We start from the raw sequence: 15,928 nt of genomic DNA on the forward strand, positions 1-15,928 counted from the left end.
GCCTCGCCCACCCCCTCGGGCACGGGTACGGCGGCCCGTCAGTCCTTGCCGCGGGTGGGCCGCAGCAGCGCCTCGGCGAGCACCAGCATGGTCTCCTCCAGCGCGCCGAGCCGCCTGGTGAGGTCGCCGGCGGCGGGCTCGACGATGCCGGTGACCGTGCGGGCCAGCTCGTCGCGGTCGGGACGCGAGCTGACCAGCTCGGTCAGCGCCTCGGCGGCCGCCGTCAGGCGCTCGGCCTGCTCGCCGGCCTGCGTGCCGAGCAGCTCCGGCAGCCCCAGGGACGCGGGCAGCTCGTCCACCCGGCGGCCGACCGCCTCCAGGCGGCCGTCCATGGCGTCCAGGTGCTCGCCGGCCTGCTCGGCCCGGGCGGCCAGGCCGCCCAGGTGGCCGTCGAGGCCGGTGAAGCGCGTGTCGAAGCCGTCGAAGCGGCCGCTCAGGTGCTCCTCGGCCTCCACCAGGCGCTCGTCCAGCGCGTCGAGCTGGGTGTCGAGCTTGTTGAAGCGGCCCTCGCTGCGGTTGGCGGCCTCGCCGACGCGCTGGTCGGTCGCGGCCACGCGCTCGTCCAGCGCGGTGAAGCCGCCGTCGAGGCGGACGTCGAGCGCGTCGAAGCGGTCGTCGTGCCGGCCGAGATGGCCGTCGACGGTGGCCAGGCGCTTGTCGAGCCCGCCGAGCTGGCCGCCCATCTGGGTGAGCCGCTTGTCCACGCCCACCACCCGGCCGTCGAGGCCGTCGAGGCGGGTGTCGATGTCGGCCAGGCACTCGTCGGCCGACTCCAGCCGGCCGTCGAACCCGGTGAGCCGGGAGTCGAGGCCGAGCAGCCGGCCCTCGGCGCGGTCGAGCCGGGCGTCGACGCCGTCGAGGCGGGCGGCCAGGCGCTGCTCGCTCTCGCCGAGCTGCACGGCGAGGTGCTGGTCGGTCTCGTCGAGGCGGGTGGTCAGGCGCTGCTCGACGGCGGCCAGGCGGCCGTCGAGGCGGTCGTCGGTCTCCTGGAGGCGGGCGGCGACCAGCGTGGCGTTCTCGTCGAGGCGGGCGGCGACGCGCGCGTCGGTCTCGTCCAGGCGGGCCGTGAGGTGCCGGCCGGTCTCCTCGACGTGGGCGGCGGTCTCGTCGAGCTTGGCGGTGAGGCGCTGGTCGGTGGCGTCGAGCTTGGCGGTGAGTCGCTGGTCGGTGGCGTCGAGCCTGGTGGTGAGGCGCTGGTCGGTGGCGTCGAGCCGGGCGTCGAGCCGCTTGCCGGTCTCCTCCAGCCGGGCCGTGCCGTCGTCGAGGCGCGCGCCCAGGCGCTGCTCGGCGGCCTCGACCTGGCCGGAGAGCTGCTCTGCGGTGGCGGTGAGCCGTTCGCCGACGCCCTCGGCGAGCTCGCCGACGACGGCCTCCACCCGGTCGGTACGGGTGGCCAGATCGGCGACCGACTTGTCGAGCCTGGTGAAGCGGCTGGCGGCGGCCTCCATGCTGGAGTTGAGCCCGGCCAGCATCGCGGCGAAATCGGACATGCCCTTGGTGATGCCATCGGTGGTTTCGAGCACGGACTGCAGGCGTTTGAGCGCTTCGTCCACGTTCTCGCCCACGGTGCCGAGGTCGGCCCACAGGCTCGGCAGCTCGGCCACGGGGGCGACGCGGGCGTCCACGTGGCCCACCCGCTCGCCGACGGCGTCCACGTGGTCGCGTACCGCCTCGACGTGCTGCGCCAGGCCCTCCGCCCACATCGGGGGCTTGGCGGCGATGTCCTCGAGCCGTCCGTTGACGGACTCCAGGGCGCCGCTGAGGCCGCCGAGCTCGCGCTCGCGCACCTCGCGGAGCAGCCACTCCATGCCTTCGAGCCGCTGGCGGATCTCGTCGAGGACGGCGCCCTGCGTGCGTTGCTCGTAGACGTGGTCCTGGGCGGCGCGATTGAGCAGGTCGCGCATGCGCTCCGAGACGCCCGAGTAGCCTCCTGACGTGAGAAGGGTCGTGTGGTTGGAATTGTCCACCGAAAGGCTCCTTCGCTCGCCGACGGGTTGCCGCGCAGCGGTGGGATAGGTCCGGTTTGCACATGAATGGCGAGAAACGCGGGAAACCGCATTAGGGGGAGAGCTCCCGACCGCCAACCTTAGCCTTTCGATCAAGGTCCGTCAGTGCTGAATTGAAAGATCGTGGTTGACGGGCGATTGACCGTTTTCCATGGTCAGGCAGGCGGGAAGGTATCGCAAATGAGCGCATATGGCCGCTCCAAAATGCGGGTCAGGATGATTACCGCTGACTTTTCCCCATTGAGCCGCAAGTCTGCCCGGAGCCGCTCGATGTCCACCGCCGAGCCGCGTTTCTTGATGGTGACGTTCCCGACGCTCCGCTCGCGCAGCGCCGCCCGCAGTTTCTTCAGCGAGAACGTCATGACCTCGTCCACCGCGTACCTGGCCGCCCATGGCGTGTCCACCGGCTCGTCGGCCGCGATGTAGGCGATGCGCCGGTCGATCAGCCGCCCGCCGACCAGCTCGGCCACCTCGGCCACCAGGTGCCCCCTGATCGCGGCGGGGTCGGGCTCGTAGACGTAGCGGCCCAGCGGACCGACAGGGGTGTCCGGCTCCTGGCCGGTCGCGGCCAGGGTGTGGCCGCCGGGCAGCAGCGTGGCCCGGCGGACCGGCCGGCGGCCGGCGCCCGTCCAGAGCGCGGCCTCCTTCAGCTCGCCCTTGTACGACACCCACTCGGTCTCCGACCCTTCGGGCATGTACTCGTAAGGGAAGCCGGGGGCGACCTTGACGCAGCCGCGGCGGGCCCGCGACAGCAGGTCGAGCACGGTGGGCCAGGGCGGCGAGTAGGCCATGGGGTCGAACGTGCGCCCCCGGCCGCCGCGCCTGGCCGGGTCGGCGAAGAGCGCGTCGTACTCCTCGGGCCGCACCGCCCCCGCGTTGCCCACGACCACCCGCACCCGGTCGCCGACGCCGAGCGCCTCGGCGTTGGCGGTGGCGACGGCGGCGGTCAGCGGGTCGACGTCGACGGCGGTGACCGTGCAGCCGGCCCGCGCCAGGGCCAGGAAGTCGCCGCCGATGCCGCAGCAGACGTCGAGGACGTGCGGGCCGGCGTCCGGGTCGGCGCCCGGGCCGGTGAGGCGGCGGGCGCGGTGCTCGGCGACCTCCTTGCGGGTGGACTGCTCCAGGCCGTGCGGCGTGAAGAACATCAGCCCGGCGTCCTCGCCGAACTTGGCCCGCGCCCGCTCGCGCAGGCCGGCCTGGGTGAGCGCGGCCGAGGTGAGCGCGGCGTCGTAGGTGCGGCGCAGCGTCGTGGCGGCGACCACCGGGTCGGCGCCGGCGGCCGTCAGCTCCCCGGCCTCGGCGAGCGCCTGCCGGCCGCGCGGGGTCAGGAGCTGTCGGAAGGCTTCGAGGTCCACGTCCCCCGACGCTACCGCTCCGCGGCCCCGTCCGGGACGCACGCGGGGGCCGGGGCGTCACCGAGGGACAGCAGGAGCTTGCGCAGCAGCCCGGCCAGCGCGTCGCGCTCGCCCCCGGTGAGCCCGGACAGCAGCCGCGCCTCGTGGGCGGCGTGCCGTTCGAGCAGGTCGTCGGCCACCCGCCGGCCCTCGGCGGTGAGCGCGACGAGCGTCATGCGCCGGTTGCCCGGGGCCGGCCACCGGTCCACGAGGCCGCGCTCGACCAGGTGGTCGACGCGGTTGGTGAGCGCGCCGGGGCTGACCATGGCGGCGGCGGAGAGGTCTTTCATGCACAGCCGGGCGTCCTCGGCGCGGAGCAGCGTGGCCAGCATGTCGTACTCCCACGTCTCCAGCCCGTGCTCGGCCAGGAACTCCTTGACGCCGCGCTCCAGCAGCCGGGAGGCCCGGGAGACCCGGGCGACCACGCCGGCGGGGGAGACGTCGAGGCCGGGCCGGGCGCGGGCCCACTGACCGATGATCTCGTCCACCGCGTCGTCCATGAGCCTGATCCTACGACATTGAAATGTTCGACGTCGTCGAGTACCTTCGGCCTCGAAGTCTTCGATGTCAAAATGTTCGAGGTGGGAACGATGAAGGTGCTCGTGATCGGCGCGACCGGTTACATCGGGGCGGCCGTGGTGGAGCTGCTGACCGCGCGGGGCCACGAGGTGACGGCGTACGTGCGCCCGGCGGCGGACGGCGCCAGGCGGGTGCCCGGCGCCGCCCGGGAGCGCCACGGCGACCTGGCCGACCCGGCGGCGCTGGAGTCCGCGATCGACGCGGACGTGGACGTGGTCGTGCACGCCGGCCAGCTCACCGGAGACCGGGAGACCGACCTCGCGGTCGTCGGCGTGCCGGCCGCCGCCGGCAGGCGGCTGGTGTACGTCAGCGGCGTCTGGGTGCTCGGCGCGACCGACGGGGCCGACGAGGACAGCCCCGCGAGGCCCATCCCGCTCGTCGCCTACCGGGACGAGGTGGAGCGGCTGGTGCTCGGCGGCGGCGGCTCCGTGGTGCGGCCCGGCGTCGTGCACGGCAAGGGCTCGGGCATCCCGGCGCTCCTTCGCGACCTGGCCGCCCAGCGCGGCACCGGCGTGTACGTCTCGGCCGCCGGCGAGGTGCCGACGTGGACGTTCGTGCACGTGGACGACCTGGCCGAGCTGATCGCGGCCGTGGTGGAGCGCGGCGTGCCGGCCGTCTACCACGCCGTCAGCGAGGAGGCCGTGCCCGTCTCCGGCGTGGCCGAGGCGGCGGCCCGGGCCGCGGGCGTCAAGGAGACGGCCGAGCCGTGGCCCCTGGAGGAGGCCGCGGAGGCGCTGGGGGCGGGCTTCGCCGAGGCGCTGGCCCTGAGCCAGCGGGTCTCCGCCGCCCGCACCCGCGCGGCGCTGGACTGGCGGCCGAGCCGCCCGGGCGTCGTCGCCGACCTCGCCGAGGGCTCGTACGTGTGACGAGGCTCATGGCCGGATCTGATCGCTGTGAGCAGACGCCGACGCGTTCGTGTTGACTGTCAAGGCCCTCTTGCATATGTTTCCTGTTGGCACTCTCACCCTGAGAGTGCCAACGTGCGACGAGGCAGGTCTGACACCCGCGACGGCAGGCCCAGCTGGTCGCCTCTTCTGATCATTCAAATCTGAAGGGGAGGTCCGATCGTGACGACCGCCACCAAGGTTCCCGTTAAGCCGCTCGGCGACCGCATCGTGGTTCAGCCGCTTGAGGCCGAGCAGACGACCGCTTCCGGCCTGGTCATCCCGGACACCGCCAAGGAGAAGCCGCAGGAGGGCCGAGTGCTCGCGGTGGGCCCCGGCAACTGGGACGAGGACGGCGAGAAGCGGATTCCGCTCGACGTCTCCGAGGGCGACATCGTCCTCTACAGCAAGTACGGCGGCACCGAGGTCAAGTACGGCGGCGAGGAGTACCTCGTGCTCTCCGCCCGCGACGTTCTCGCGATCATCGAGAAGTAAGCCGGATGCGTCGAGCCCCGGGCGCTCATAGGGCGGCCGGGGCTTTCGACGCCAGGAGAGGACTTTCAGCATGGCGAAGATCCTGGAGTTCGACGAGGACGCGCGGCGCGCGCTCGAGCGTGGCGTCAACGCCCTCGCGGACGCCGTGAAGGTAACCCTGGGCCCGCGTGGCCGCAACGTCGTCATCGACAAGAAGTTCGGTGCTCCGACGATCACGAACGACGGCGTGACCATCGCTCGTGAGATCGAGCTGGAGGAGCGCTACGAGAACCTCGGCGCCCAGCTCGCCAAGGAAGTTGCCACCAAGACCAACGACATCGCGGGCGACGGCACCACCACCGCGACGGTCCTGGCGCAGGCCATGGTCCGCGAGGGCCTCCGCAACGTCGCCGCCGGCGCCTCGCCGCTGTCGCTCAAGCGCGGCATCGACCAGGCCGCCCGCGCGGTCAGCGACAAGCTGCTCGCGGTGGCCCGCGAGGTCGGCGACAAGAAGGAGATCGCCAACGTCGCGACGATCTCCGCCCAGGACGCCAAGATCGGCGAGCTGATCGCCGAGGCGTTCGACAAGGTGGGCAAGGACGGTGTCCTCACCGTCGAAGAGTCCAACGCCATGGGCATGGAGCTCGAGTTCACCGAGGGCATGCAGTTCGACAAGGGCTACCTGTCGGCCTACATGGTGACCGACCCCGAGCGCATGGAGGCCGTCCTGGAGGACGCCTACATCCTGCTCACCCAGGGCAAGGTCTCCTCCATCGCCGACTTCCTGCCGCTGCTGGAGAAGATCGCCCAGACCAAGAAGCCGCTGCTCGTGGTCGCCGAGGACGTCGAGGGCGAGGCCCTGGCCGTCCTGGTCACCAACAAGATCCGCGGCACCTTCACCTCCGTCGCCGTCAAGGCCCCCGGCTTCGGCGACCGCCGCAAGGCGATGCTCCAGGACATGGCCATCCTCACCGGCGGCCAGGTCGTCAGCGAGGAGGTCGGCCTCAAGCTGGAGCACGTCGGTCTCGAGGTGCTCGGCACCGCCCGCCGCGTCGTGGTGACCAAGGACACCACGACCATCGTCGACGGCGCCGGCGACGCGCAGGCCATCGAGGACCGCGTCAAGGAGATCAAGCTCGCCATCGAGCAGTCCGACTCCGACTGGGACCGCGAGAAGCTGCAGGAGCGCCTGGCCAAGCTCGCCGGCGGCGTGTGCGTGCTGCGCGTCGGCGCGGCCACCGAGGTGGAGCTCAAGGAGAAGAAGCACCGCCTGGAGGACGCGATCTCCGCCACCCGCGCGGCGATCGAGGAGGGCATCGTCTCCGGCGGTGGCTCCGCGCTCATCCACGTCTCCAAGGAGCTCGACGACCTCGGCCTGTCCGGCGACGAGGCCACCGGCGTCACCATCGTGCGCCGCGCGCTGGTCGAGCCGGCCCGCTGGATCGCCGAGAACGCCGGCCTCGAGGGCTACGTCGTCACGCACAAGGTGGCCGACCTGCCCGCGGGCCACGGCCTCAACGCCGCGACCGGCGAGTACGGCGACCTGATCGGCCAGGGCGTCATCGACCCGGTCAAGGTCACCCGCTCGGCCGTCCAGAACGCCGCCTCCATCGCGGGCATGCTGCTCACCACCGAGGCTCTCGTGGTGGACAAGCCCGAGGAGGAGGCTCCGGCCGCCGGCCAGGGCCACGGTCACGGCCACGGCCACTGACCGGTCCCTCGCAGCACCCCACCGTCACGGCCCGTCTCCAGCCGCCTTCGCGCGGCCGGGGAACGGGCCGTCCGGCTTTTCCAGGGCCCCGTCAGGGGGCGGGCGCCGTGCCGAAGGGGTTGTCGATCGCGTAGCGCCAGTGCCCGTCGGGGCCGTGGCGGGCGACGTCCGTGGCGGTGCCCTCCAGGCGCACGCGCTCGCCGTCCGCGCCCGTGCCGTCGATCACCCAGTCCACGACGAGCAGGGCGAGGTCCCCCGAGACGTACACGTGCCTGGGCCGCACCTCGATCGGCAGCCCGAGCGCCACGAACGCGGCGTTGGCCGCCCGCGCCTCCGCCCCGGCCAGCGGCCGGCCCGGCTCGGGGACGAACACCGCCCCCTCCTCGTAGACCTCCGCGAGCGCCGCCAGGTCACCGCTGTTGAACCGCTCGGCGAACACCGCCGGCACGTCCTGCGGCCGTGCCGCGAGCCGGGACGCCATCATCCATCCCCCGCCTTTCCGTTCGTTCGCGCGGATGTGCGCGGCACACGCTAGGAGGCGCCCTCGTGACTTCCCAAACGGTTGGCCACGGCGTCCGTCCGGGCCTGCCCGACGACCCGCGGGCCGCCGTGGCCGCGCCGAGCCCGTCGTGCCCGGTGGAGATCGCCCTCGACGCGCTGCGCGGCCGCTGGACCACGCTGGTGGTGCGCGAGCTGCTGCGGGGCGAGCGCACGTTCACGGAGCTGCGGCAGGCGCTGCCCGCGCTGTCGGACAAGGTCCTGTCCGACCGGCTGGCGCACCTGGCGGGGGCCGGGGTGCTCGTCCGCACCCGGCAGGCCGGCTGGCCGCCGCGCACCCGCTACCGGCTCACCCCGCGCGGCCGCCGGCTCGGGCCCGTGTTGCAGGCGTTGTGGGACTGGGGCGCGGAGCCGGAGTGAATACCCTGGTCGCCGGGAGGTGGCGGGATGGAGTACCGGCGGGCGGTGCGGAGGTTGCGGCGGCTCGCCGAGACGTGCGACCAGACGCGCAGGGTGGCGGCGGCCGAGCCGTTCCTGCGGGCGGCGTACGTGTTCGGCGAGCTGGTGGAGGGGGCCGATCCCGTCGACCGGCTCGAGGTCGTGCTCGTGGTGAACCTGCCGCCCGAGGAGGTGACCTGGGGCACGCAGCCGGCCGGCGCGGCCTGGCTGGTGGACTTCCTGGAGCTCGACAAGGGCGGCGTGAGCTTCTGGTGGCGCTCGTACCGGGAGCCGGTGTGGAACCACCTGATCAGGGAGCCGGTGCGGTTCTGGTCCGTGGAGGAGGGCATCGACGCGGGCGTGCTCGACGCGCTCGGCGACCGGCGCGCCGACCTGCTGCGGCGGGACGCGCCGCGCGGCGGCGAGGAGGAGGTGCGGGCCCGCACCGGAGAGGAGCTGGCGGCGGCGCTCGCGCATCTGCGTGAGGTGCGGCGCTCGTACTGGGACCGGAAGTGGCGGCGGCGGCACCGCGGCCTCGGCCGGTATCCGGAACACCAGCTGTGGGAGGCCGTGGCCGGCTACCTGGATCTCCTGGACGCCGACGACGACGGTCAACACTTGTAGGCCAACACGTGTTGACAGTGGCGGCCGCTCCGGCCTACCGTTGTGCCAACAGACGTTGACCTAAGGAGGCGTCATGGACGCCGAAGTGCTCATCGCCGGAGCCGGCCCCGCCGGGCTCACCGCCGCGATCGTCCTGGCCCAGCACGGCAGGCAGGTCCTCATCGTCGACGCGCAGGCCGAGGCGGCCCACACCTCACGCGCCGCCGTCGTGCACCCGCGCACCCTTGAGGTGCTGGAGCCGTACGGCGTGGCGGAGCGGCTGGCCGCGCACGGCGTCCACACCCCGGTCTTCACCATCCGCGACCGCGACAAGGTGCTGGTGCCGGTGCCCTTCGACGGCCTGCCCACCGCGTACCCGTACACGCTGATGATCTCCCAGGCCGACACCGAGGCCCACCTGCTGGCCCGCCTGGAGGAGCTCGGCGGCAAGGTGCTCAGGCCCGCCCGGGTGTGCGAGGTCGAACAGGACGCCGGCGGGGTCACCGCCACCCTGGACGACGGGCGCCGGGTCCGCGCCGCGTACCTGATCGGCGCCGACGGGCTGCACAGCACCGTCCGCCGGAGCGCCGGGATCGCCTTCGAAGGCGGCACCTACGCCGAGTCGTTCGTGCTGGCCGACGTCCGGCTGTCCGGCGGGGTGCCGCGCGACGAGGTCGTCCTGTACTTCTCGCCGGCCGGGCTGGTCGTGCTCGCCCCGCTGCCCGGCGGCCTGCACCGCATCGTCGCCACCGTGGACGAGGCCCCCAAGGAGCCCGGCATCCCGTTCGTGCAGCGGCTCCTCGACACCCGCGGCCCCGAGGCCGAGCCCGCCCGGGTCGAGGAGCTGGTCTGGAGCTCGCGCTTCCGGGTGCACCACCGCATCGCCGGCGCCTACCGGAACGGCCGCGTCCTGCTCGCCGGCGACGCCGCCCACGTGCACTCGCCGGCCGGCGGCCAGGGCATGAACCTGGGCGTGGACGACGCCGTGCAGCTCGGCGAGGCGCTGGCCCGGGTGCTCGCCGGCGAGCCCGACGCCCTGCTCGACTCCTACGCCGCCACCCGCCGCCCGCAGGCCCAACGGGTCGTCGCCCTCGCCGGGCGGCTCACCGCGCTGGCCACCGTCGCCTCGGGGCGCCGGGTGCTGCGCAACCTGGTGCTCGGGGTGGCGGGGCACGTCCCGGCCGTCCGGCGGCGGCTCGCCTGGCAGCTCTCCGGCCTCGACCGCCGCCCGGCCGCCTGACCCTCCCACCCCGACCCTTGCCTTCTGGGGTGCGCGTCCTCTGCGGGGGGCTCGTCTGCTGGAGGTGCCCGTCCGTCAGGGGTGCCCGTCTCTCGGGGACGCGGGCCCGGGGGGTCCGTCTCCTGGGGTGCCCGTCTCTCGGGACGCGCGTCCCTTGGGAGTGAGCGTCTCTAGGGAGTGACCGCCCCGGGTCGTCGCGGGCCGGGCACTCGCTTCCGGGGCCGAGGACGCCGCCCTCCCGCATCCGGCTGGGCCCGCCGGCGGGGCGAGGGGCCGGGGCGGCGTCGGCGGGCTCGTGGGGCCCGCCACGGGGTGGTCCTGCCGGCGCGGTTCGCCCGGCGGGGCCCCAGCGCGGGGGCGTCAACGGTGGTTGCCGGATTTCGTTCGGTTGGGCGGAAGTGGGGGAAAAGGTGGATTAATGGAGTAAACCGGTGGGCGATGATAAGCGTCGAGGCCCTGGCAATTGTCGTGCATATCGGCTTATCGAGTGAAATATTATGTCAGCCATAAGCCTTAGTGTGGTCACGCGATTACTGCTGGTTATCGTCGCGTCAATGTGACCAATCCGTAGCCGTTCGCGATGACGACAGGCCGGATCAGTGCGGGCATCATGCCTATCGTGAGCGAGGGAAGCGTCGCCGACGCCAAAATTGGGGTAAGGCTCGCGTCGAGACTTCCGGCACGGACGGATGACTCCGACCTTAGGGAACTGACGAGCCTCGCCGTACAGGGGGATCGCAGCGCGATCGAATCCCTGCTCGGTGAGTTGCGTCCGATGGTGGTGCGGTATTGCCGCGCCAGGCTGGGCAGGGTTTCGGGGCAATATCACATTGCCGATGACGTCGCCCAGGAGGTCTGCATCGCGGTGTTGTCCGCGTTGCCGCGGTACCGGGACATGGGGCGGCCGTTCGCCTCCTTCGTCTTCGGCATCGCCTCGCACAAGGTGGCCGACGCGCTGCGGAGCTCGGTGCGCTCCGCCGTGCCGACGCAGGACCTGCCGGACGGGCCGGACGAGGGCCCGGGCCCGGAGGAGACCGTGGTCCGCTACATCGAGGTCGAGCACGCCCGCCGGCTGCTCGCCCGGCTGCCCGACAACCAGCGCGAACTGCTCCTGCTGCGGGTCGTCTCCGGGCTGTCCGCCGAGGAGACCGGTAATGTACTCGGTATGTCACCAGGTGCGGTCCGCGTCGCCCAGCATCGGGCGCTGGCCAGGTTGCGGCAGATGGCGGAGCTGGAGTCGGCTTGACGCCGGAGGACGAGACCGACGCGCTGTTCGACGTGCTCGGTCGTGGAGAGCTGCCCGGGCCAGGGTCCGCCCACGCGGGCGACCCGGCGGTGCGCGTGCTGGCCGCCCTGGTCGGTGAGGTTCTCGATCAACCGCCCGCGCTGGGCGGGCTTCGCGCGTTCGGAGGACGGCCCCGGTGTGCCGAGGCCGGCGACGGTGGCCGGAGCCGCTCCTCAGAGCCCGACGATCTCGGTCAGCGCCGCTCCTCCGTGTCGATGACGCCGTCCACGTAGCCCCGGGCGTACTCCCAGGTCACGTAGTCGGCGGGGTCGGGATGGAAGGCCGGCTCGTGCACCTGTGGCTGGCCTTTCTCGATCATCTGCCGGAGGTTGCCGCGCAGCAGCTCCCAGTCGAAATAGTGCTGCTCACCACATTCCGGGCAGTCGAGCACGAGACCCAGCACCCCCTGCGGTTCGAGCAGGGAGCGGAAGACCTCGACGTCGGCGAGGTCGGTGATGGCCTCGTCACGCTCGGACGCGGTCAGTGGCTCCGCGTCGTCGAGCGCGCCCATCGCCGAGGAAGGGTCGTTCGGGTCGTCCGCGAACGGGTCGCGGGGGACGTCTTCCAGCACCTTCCCACCATATGACCGATGCGGCCCCAGCGGTGAGTATCTGACACCGGCGGTACGTGTCCCGTCCGGGTGACGGCCTCGATCCGGCCATCTCCCGGTCTGGTGCCGGCCATGTCCGCCGGGCCGCCGCGTGTCAGCTCAGCCAGCCGCGCCTGGTCGCCTCCACCCCCGCGTGGAACCGCGACTGGGTGCCCAGCTCGGCCATGGCGTCGGCGAACCTGGCCCGCACCGTCCGGACCGAGACGCCGAGCTGGCGGGCGATCGAGTCGTCGCACATGCCCTGCGCGGCCAGCCGCAGCACCTGCACCATGCCGTCGACCTTGCGGCCCCAGGGGAGCGGCACGGCCCGCGCCCACAGCTCGTCGAACAGCGCGCGCAGCACGCCGACGACGATCGGGGTGCGGACCAGGTAGAAGTTGTAGGCGTGGTCGGGCAGGTTGCCGCCCCAGTACGGCGGCAGGCCCGCCACCTCCATGCCGATCGTCATGAACCAGCTCGGCACCCGGTGCAGGGTGCGCACCTGGCCGCCGGTCTCGATGAGCTCGGTGAGCTGGGCGCGGACGCCGGGCAGCGCGAGGGTGTCAACGGGGATGACGGCGCGCACCGTGAGGAGTTTTCGTTTTTGCGCGTCGATCCATGGATCCGCAAATTTCCGAACAAAATCCGTTATGGTGCGCTCGTCCGGTATAGCGGTGATTAATTCCATGCCCGGCGACTGCACGGCGATGCCGACGACGCTTTCGTAGAGCATGTCCGCGCCGCTCGCCAGCTCCACGGTGAAGGAGCCGCTCTGGTAGTCGCGGCCGGCGTCGTAGTCGCGGATGAGGCTGCGGATCGAGCCGAAGGCGGAGTCGATCATCCGGCTCTCCTCGGCCAGCCGGTCGAGGCGTTGCGCGATCACCCGGCCGAGGGCGGCGGCCGGGTGCCTGGCCAGGTACTCGCCCGAGCGTTCGTCCACCACCCCGAGTTTGACCAGGTCGTCGAGCTGGCGGCCGACCTTCTCCTCCGGTCCGTCCATGACCTGCGCGATGTCCGTGCGCGTGGCTCGGTGCAGCCGCAGGATGGCCGTGTACAGCGCGCGCTGGGCAGGGTCGAGGCCCAGCGTCTCTAGCGGATCTGACCCGGTGCGGTACTCGTTGCGCATTGTGTGCGGCTCCGTAGGGGGAACACGGGCGTGCCGCGAGAATAACGCCGCATTACGCCCTTGTCCGCTTCTTGGGACGACTCACAGCTACCTTGCATCTACCCGGTGCTCCCGCTGTGCAACTTCGTGCAATTGCACGTTTGGACATTGCGGTGTGCCGGTGAGTAACGCAGGATTCACTTAGCGTCGGCATCGCGACAAGGTGCGGAAGCGCAGCCCATCAGGACGCGGAGGGGGGTTCGGTGGTGCGTAGCGCCGCCGTACCGATGCCGGTGGCCGGGGGATGGGACGGATCACCGACCGTCCCATCCCCCGGCACTTTTCATGTTGCGGCGGATGCCGGGAGCACGACGGACCGTGGGGGTCATCGTCCTCCCGGCATCCGTGCGTTATGCGCAGGCCATAGACTTAGGCGAATCATCGCGACGGCAGAGGGGGCCGCAGCATGTCCAAGTTCACCGAGACCGGACTGACCTTCGACGACGTCTTGCTGGTTCCGGCGTACTCAGACCTGCAGCCGGGCGAGGCCGACACGGTCTCGCGCCTGTCGCGCGGCATCACGCTGTCCATCCCGCTGGTCTCGGCCGCCATGGACACCGTCACCGAGGCCCGCATGGCGGTGGCCATGGCCCGGCAGGGCGGCATCGGCGTCCTGCACCGCAACCTCGCGGTCGAGGAGCAGGCCCAGCAGGTCGACCTGGTCAAGCGGTCCGAGGCCGGCATGGTGACCAACCCCGTCACCTGCAGCCCCGACGACACGCTCGCCGACGTGGAGCGGCTGTGCGCGACGTACCGGATCTCGGGGGTGCCCGTGACCGACGTCTCGGGCGCGCTCGTCGGCATCGTCACCAACCGCGACATGCGCTTCGAGACCGACCAGTCGCGCCCGGTGCGCGAGGTCATGACGAAGATGCCGCTGGTCACCGCGCCGGTCGGGGTGTCGCGCGACGAGGCGTTCGCGCTGCTGCGGCAGAACAAGATCGAGAAGCTGCCGCTGGTCGACGCCGACGGCCGGCTGCGCGGCCTGATCACGGTCAAGGACTTCACCAAGAGCGAGCAGTACCCGCTGTCCACCAAGGACGCCGACGGCCGCCTGCTCGTCGGCGCGGCCGTGGGGGTCGGCGGCGACGCCGAGCTGCGCGCCAAGGCGCTCATCGAGGCCGGCGTCGACGTCATCGTCGTGGACGTCGCGCACGGCCACTCCAAGGGCCTGGCCGACATGGTCGCCAAGCTCAAGGCCAACAGCAAGGTCCAGGTGATCGGCGGCAACGTCGCCACCAGGGCGGGCGCCCAGATGCTGGTCGACGCGGGCGCCGACGCGGTCAAGGTCGGGGTCGGCCCCGGCTCGATCTGCACCACCCGGGTGGTGGCCGGGGTGGGCGCGCCGCAGGTCACGGCCATCCACGAGGCGTCCAAGGCGTGCGCGCCCGCGGGCGTGCCGGTGATCGGCGACGGCGGTCTCCAGTACTCCGGCGACATCGTCAAGGCGATCGCGGCCGGCGCCGACACGGTCATGCTGGGCTCGCTGCTGGCCGGCTGCGAGGAGTCGCCCGGCGAGCTGATCTTCATCAACGGCAAGCAGTTCAAGTCGTACCGGGGCATGGGGTCGCTCGGCGCGGTGCGCAACCGCGAGCGCGGCGGCACCTCCTTCAGCAAGGACCGCTACGCGCAGGCCGACGTGGGCGGCGAGGACAAGTACATCCCCGAGGGCATCGAGGGCCAGGTGCCCTACCGCGGCCCGGTGGCGGCCGTCGCGCACCAGCTCGTCGGCGGCCTGCGCCAGGGCATGTGGTACGCGGGATGCCGCACGATCGAGCAGATGCACACCGACGGGCAGCTCATGCCGATCACCGCGGCGGGCCTCAAGGAGAGCCACCCCCACGACATCCAGATGACCGTGGAAGCTCCGAACTATCACAGAAGGTAAGTTCCATGACTCAGCAGGTGGAGATCGGCCGGGGGAAGACCGGGCGGCGGGCGTACGCGCTGGACGAGATCGGTCTGGTGCCCTCGCGCCGCACCCGCGACCCGGAGGAGGTCTCGATCGCCTGGCAGATCGACGCCTACCGGTTCGAGCTGCCCGTCGTCGTCGCGCCCATGGACAGCGTGGTGTCGCCGGCCACCGCCATCGAGATCGGCCGGCTCGGCGGCCTGGCCCCGCTCGACCTCGAAGGGCTGTGGACGCGTTACGAGGACCCGCAGCCGCTGCTGGAGGAGTGCGCGGCGCTCGACGCGGCGGCGGCCACCAAGCGGCTCCAGGAGATCTACGCCGCGCCGATCAAGGAGGAGCTGATCGGCCGGCGCATCGAGGAGATCCGGGCCTCCGGGGTGACCACGGCCGTGCGGCTGTCGCCGCAGCGCACCGTCCAGTACCACAAGGCGGTCATCGACGCGGGCGTCGACATCTTCGTCATCCGCGGCACCACCGTCTCGGCCGAGCACGTCTCGGGGCGGGCCGAGCCGCTCAACCTCAAGCAGTTCATCTACGAGCTGGACGTCCCGGTCATCGTGGGCGGCTGCGCCACCTACACCGCGGCCCTGCACCTCATGCGCACGGGCGCGGCCGGGGTGCTGGTGGGCTTCGGCGGCGGCGCCTCGCACACCACCCGCAACGTGCTGGGCGTGGCGGTGCCGATGGCGACGGCGATCTCCGACGTGGCGGCGGCGCGGCGCGACTACATGGACGAGTCGGGCGGCCGGTACGTGCACGTCATCGCCGACGGCGGCATGGGCACCTCCGGCGACATCGCCAAGGCCATCGCCTGCGGCGCCGACGCCGTCATGGTGGGCTCCCCGCTGGCTCGCGCCGCCGAGGCGCCCGGCCGGGGCTTCCACTGGGGCTCCGAGGCGCACCACCCCGACCTGCCCAGGGGGCGGCGGGTCGAGTTCGGCACGGTGGGCACGCTGGCGCAGATCCTGCACGGGCCGTCCAGCGTGGCCGACGGGTCGATGAACCTGATGGGCGCGCTCAAGCGCACGATGGCCTCCACCGGCTACTCCGACATCAAGGAGTTCCAGCGCGTCGAGGTGGTCGTCGCGCCCACCCAGCGCTGACGGCTCCCCGAGCACGGCGGCCCGCCACCCGGTCATCCGGGCGGCGG

Annotated in this window: 15 protein-coding genes; 9 read left to right on the plus strand and 6 right to left on the minus strand. The window is 72.3% G+C overall.

The annotated features are described in order from the left end of the window. Positions 1-38: 38 nt before the first annotated feature. From MF672_RS15285 to MF672_RS15295, 3 genes are all read right to left on the minus strand, one after another. The gene (locus tag MF672_RS15285; protein WP_242372059.1) at positions 39-1,967 is read right to left on the minus strand and encodes an apolipoprotein A1/A4/E family protein; all 1,929 of its coding nucleotides are present in this window, start codon (positions 1,965-1,967) and stop codon (positions 39-41) included. A 194-nt stretch (positions 1,968-2,161) separates the two neighbouring features. Beyond that, the gene (locus MF672_RS15290; protein ID WP_242372058.1) at positions 2,162-3,361 is read right to left on the minus strand and encodes a class I SAM-dependent methyltransferase; all 1,200 of its coding nucleotides are present in this window, start codon (positions 3,359-3,361) and stop codon (positions 2,162-2,164) included. Positions 3,362-3,372: 11 nt separating this feature from the next. Then, positions 3,373-3,900: a MarR family winged helix-turn-helix transcriptional regulator gene (locus MF672_RS15295; RefSeq protein ID WP_242372056.1), complete on the minus strand. Its 528-nt coding sequence runs from the start codon at positions 3,898-3,900 to the stop codon at positions 3,373-3,375. Positions 3,901-3,990: 90 nt separating this feature from the next. On the opposite strand from MF672_RS15295, the gene MF672_RS15300 reads away from it, so the two are divergent. From MF672_RS15300 to groL, 3 genes are all read left to right on the plus strand, one after another. Next, entirely contained in the window at positions 3,991-4,845 is an 855-nt protein-coding gene (locus tag MF672_RS15300) for an NAD-dependent epimerase/dehydratase family protein (protein ID WP_242372055.1), read from the plus strand. 201 nt (positions 4,846-5,046) lie between these two features. After that, on the plus strand, positions 5,047-5,358 hold the full coding sequence (groES, locus tag MF672_RS15305) for a co-chaperone GroES (protein ID WP_425571062.1): 312 nt from the start codon (positions 5,047-5,049) through the stop codon (positions 5,356-5,358). Between the two features lie 70 nt (positions 5,359-5,428). Further along, positions 5,429-7,048 (plus strand): chaperonin GroEL, encoded by a 1,620-nt coding sequence (groL, locus tag MF672_RS15310; RefSeq protein ID WP_242372053.1) that lies wholly within the window; start codon positions 5,429-5,431, stop codon positions 7,046-7,048. Positions 7,049-7,139: 91 nt separating this feature from the next. Here the strand turns inward: groL and MF672_RS15315 are convergent, their stop codons facing one another. Beyond that, complete coding sequence (locus MF672_RS15315) at positions 7,140-7,532, minus strand: YybH family protein (RefSeq protein WP_242372052.1); 393 nt, start codon at positions 7,530-7,532, stop codon at positions 7,140-7,142. Between the two features lie 62 nt (positions 7,533-7,594). Between MF672_RS15315 and MF672_RS15320 the strand changes: the two genes are divergently transcribed. The 4 genes from MF672_RS15320 to MF672_RS15335 all read left to right on the plus strand — a co-directional run bounded on the left by MF672_RS15320 (position 7,595) and on the right by MF672_RS15335 (position 11,073). Next, a complete protein-coding gene (locus MF672_RS15320; protein WP_242372051.1) occupies positions 7,595-7,966 on the plus strand; it encodes a winged helix-turn-helix transcriptional regulator in 372 nt (123 codons plus the stop codon). Between the two features lie 27 nt (positions 7,967-7,993). Then, the gene (locus tag MF672_RS15325; RefSeq protein WP_242372050.1) at positions 7,994-8,608 is read left to right on the plus strand and encodes a DUF7711 family protein; all 615 of its coding nucleotides are present in this window, start codon (positions 7,994-7,996) and stop codon (positions 8,606-8,608) included. A 73-nt stretch (positions 8,609-8,681) separates the two neighbouring features. Beyond that, a complete protein-coding gene (locus MF672_RS15330; protein WP_242372049.1) occupies positions 8,682-9,827 on the plus strand; it encodes an FAD-dependent monooxygenase in 1,146 nt (381 codons plus the stop codon). A 610-nt stretch (positions 9,828-10,437) separates the two neighbouring features. Then, positions 10,438-11,073, plus strand: a complete 636-nt coding sequence (locus MF672_RS15335) for a sigma-70 family RNA polymerase sigma factor (protein ID WP_242372127.1) — start codon at positions 10,438-10,440, stop codon at positions 11,071-11,073. 232 nt (positions 11,074-11,305) lie between these two features. Here the strand turns inward: MF672_RS15335 and MF672_RS15340 are convergent, their stop codons facing one another. After that, complete coding sequence (locus MF672_RS15340; RefSeq protein ID WP_091090209.1) at positions 11,306-11,683, minus strand: DUF5319 domain-containing protein; 378 nt, start codon at positions 11,681-11,683, stop codon at positions 11,306-11,308. Positions 11,684-11,816: 133 nt separating this feature from the next. Beyond that, positions 11,817-12,827: a helix-turn-helix transcriptional regulator gene (locus MF672_RS15345; protein ID WP_242372048.1), complete on the minus strand. Its 1,011-nt coding sequence runs from the start codon at positions 12,825-12,827 to the stop codon at positions 11,817-11,819. Positions 12,828-13,272: 445 nt separating this feature from the next. Here MF672_RS15345 and guaB point away from each other — a divergent pair, with 445 nt between their 5' ends. Together guaB and MF672_RS15355 are read left to right on the plus strand one after the other, a co-directional pair. Beyond that, positions 13,273-14,754 carry an IMP dehydrogenase gene (guaB, locus tag MF672_RS15350; RefSeq protein ID WP_242372047.1) on the plus strand — a complete coding sequence of 494 codons (1,482 nt, stop codon included), beginning with the start codon at positions 13,273-13,275 and terminating at the stop codon, positions 14,752-14,754. Between the two features lie 5 nt (positions 14,755-14,759). Then, entirely contained in the window at positions 14,760-15,881 is a 1,122-nt protein-coding gene (locus MF672_RS15355) for a GuaB3 family IMP dehydrogenase-related protein (protein WP_242372046.1), read from the plus strand. Positions 15,882-15,928 lie beyond the last annotated feature (47 nt).

The sequence above is a fragment of the Actinomadura luzonensis genome, assembly GCF_022664455.2.
GTDB lineage: Bacteria > Actinomycetota > Actinomycetes > Streptosporangiales > Streptosporangiaceae > Nonomuraea > Nonomuraea luzonensis.

Excerpts from the sequence above, each read along its gene's own strand:
- MF672_RS15335 (WP_242372127.1), top strand. The coding sequence starts at position 10,438 with ATGCCTATCGTGAGCGAGGGAAGCGTCGCCGACGCCAAAATTGGGGTA.
- MF672_RS15345 (WP_242372048.1), bottom strand. The coding sequence starts at position 12,827 with ATGCGCAACGAGTACCGCACCGGGTCAGATCCGCTAGAGACGCTGGGC.
- MF672_RS15295 (WP_242372056.1), bottom strand. The coding sequence starts at position 3,900 with ATGGACGACGCGGTGGACGAGATCATCGGTCAGTGGGCCCGCGCCCGG.
- MF672_RS15355 (WP_242372046.1), top strand. The coding sequence starts at position 14,760 with ATGACTCAGCAGGTGGAGATCGGCCGGGGGAAGACCGGGCGGCGGGCG.
- MF672_RS15315 (WP_242372052.1), bottom strand. The coding sequence starts at position 7,532 with ATGATGGCGTCCCGGCTCGCGGCACGGCCGCAGGACGTGCCGGCGGTG.
- MF672_RS15325 (WP_242372050.1), top strand. The coding sequence starts at position 7,994 with ATGGAGTACCGGCGGGCGGTGCGGAGGTTGCGGCGGCTCGCCGAGACG.
- MF672_RS15300 (WP_242372055.1), top strand. The coding sequence starts at position 3,991 with ATGAAGGTGCTCGTGATCGGCGCGACCGGTTACATCGGGGCGGCCGTG.
- guaB (WP_242372047.1), top strand. The coding sequence starts at position 13,273 with ATGTCCAAGTTCACCGAGACCGGACTGACCTTCGACGACGTCTTGCTG.
- MF672_RS15330 (WP_242372049.1), top strand. The coding sequence starts at position 8,682 with ATGGACGCCGAAGTGCTCATCGCCGGAGCCGGCCCCGCCGGGCTCACC.
- groL (WP_242372053.1), top strand. The coding sequence starts at position 5,429 with ATGGCGAAGATCCTGGAGTTCGACGAGGACGCGCGGCGCGCGCTCGAG.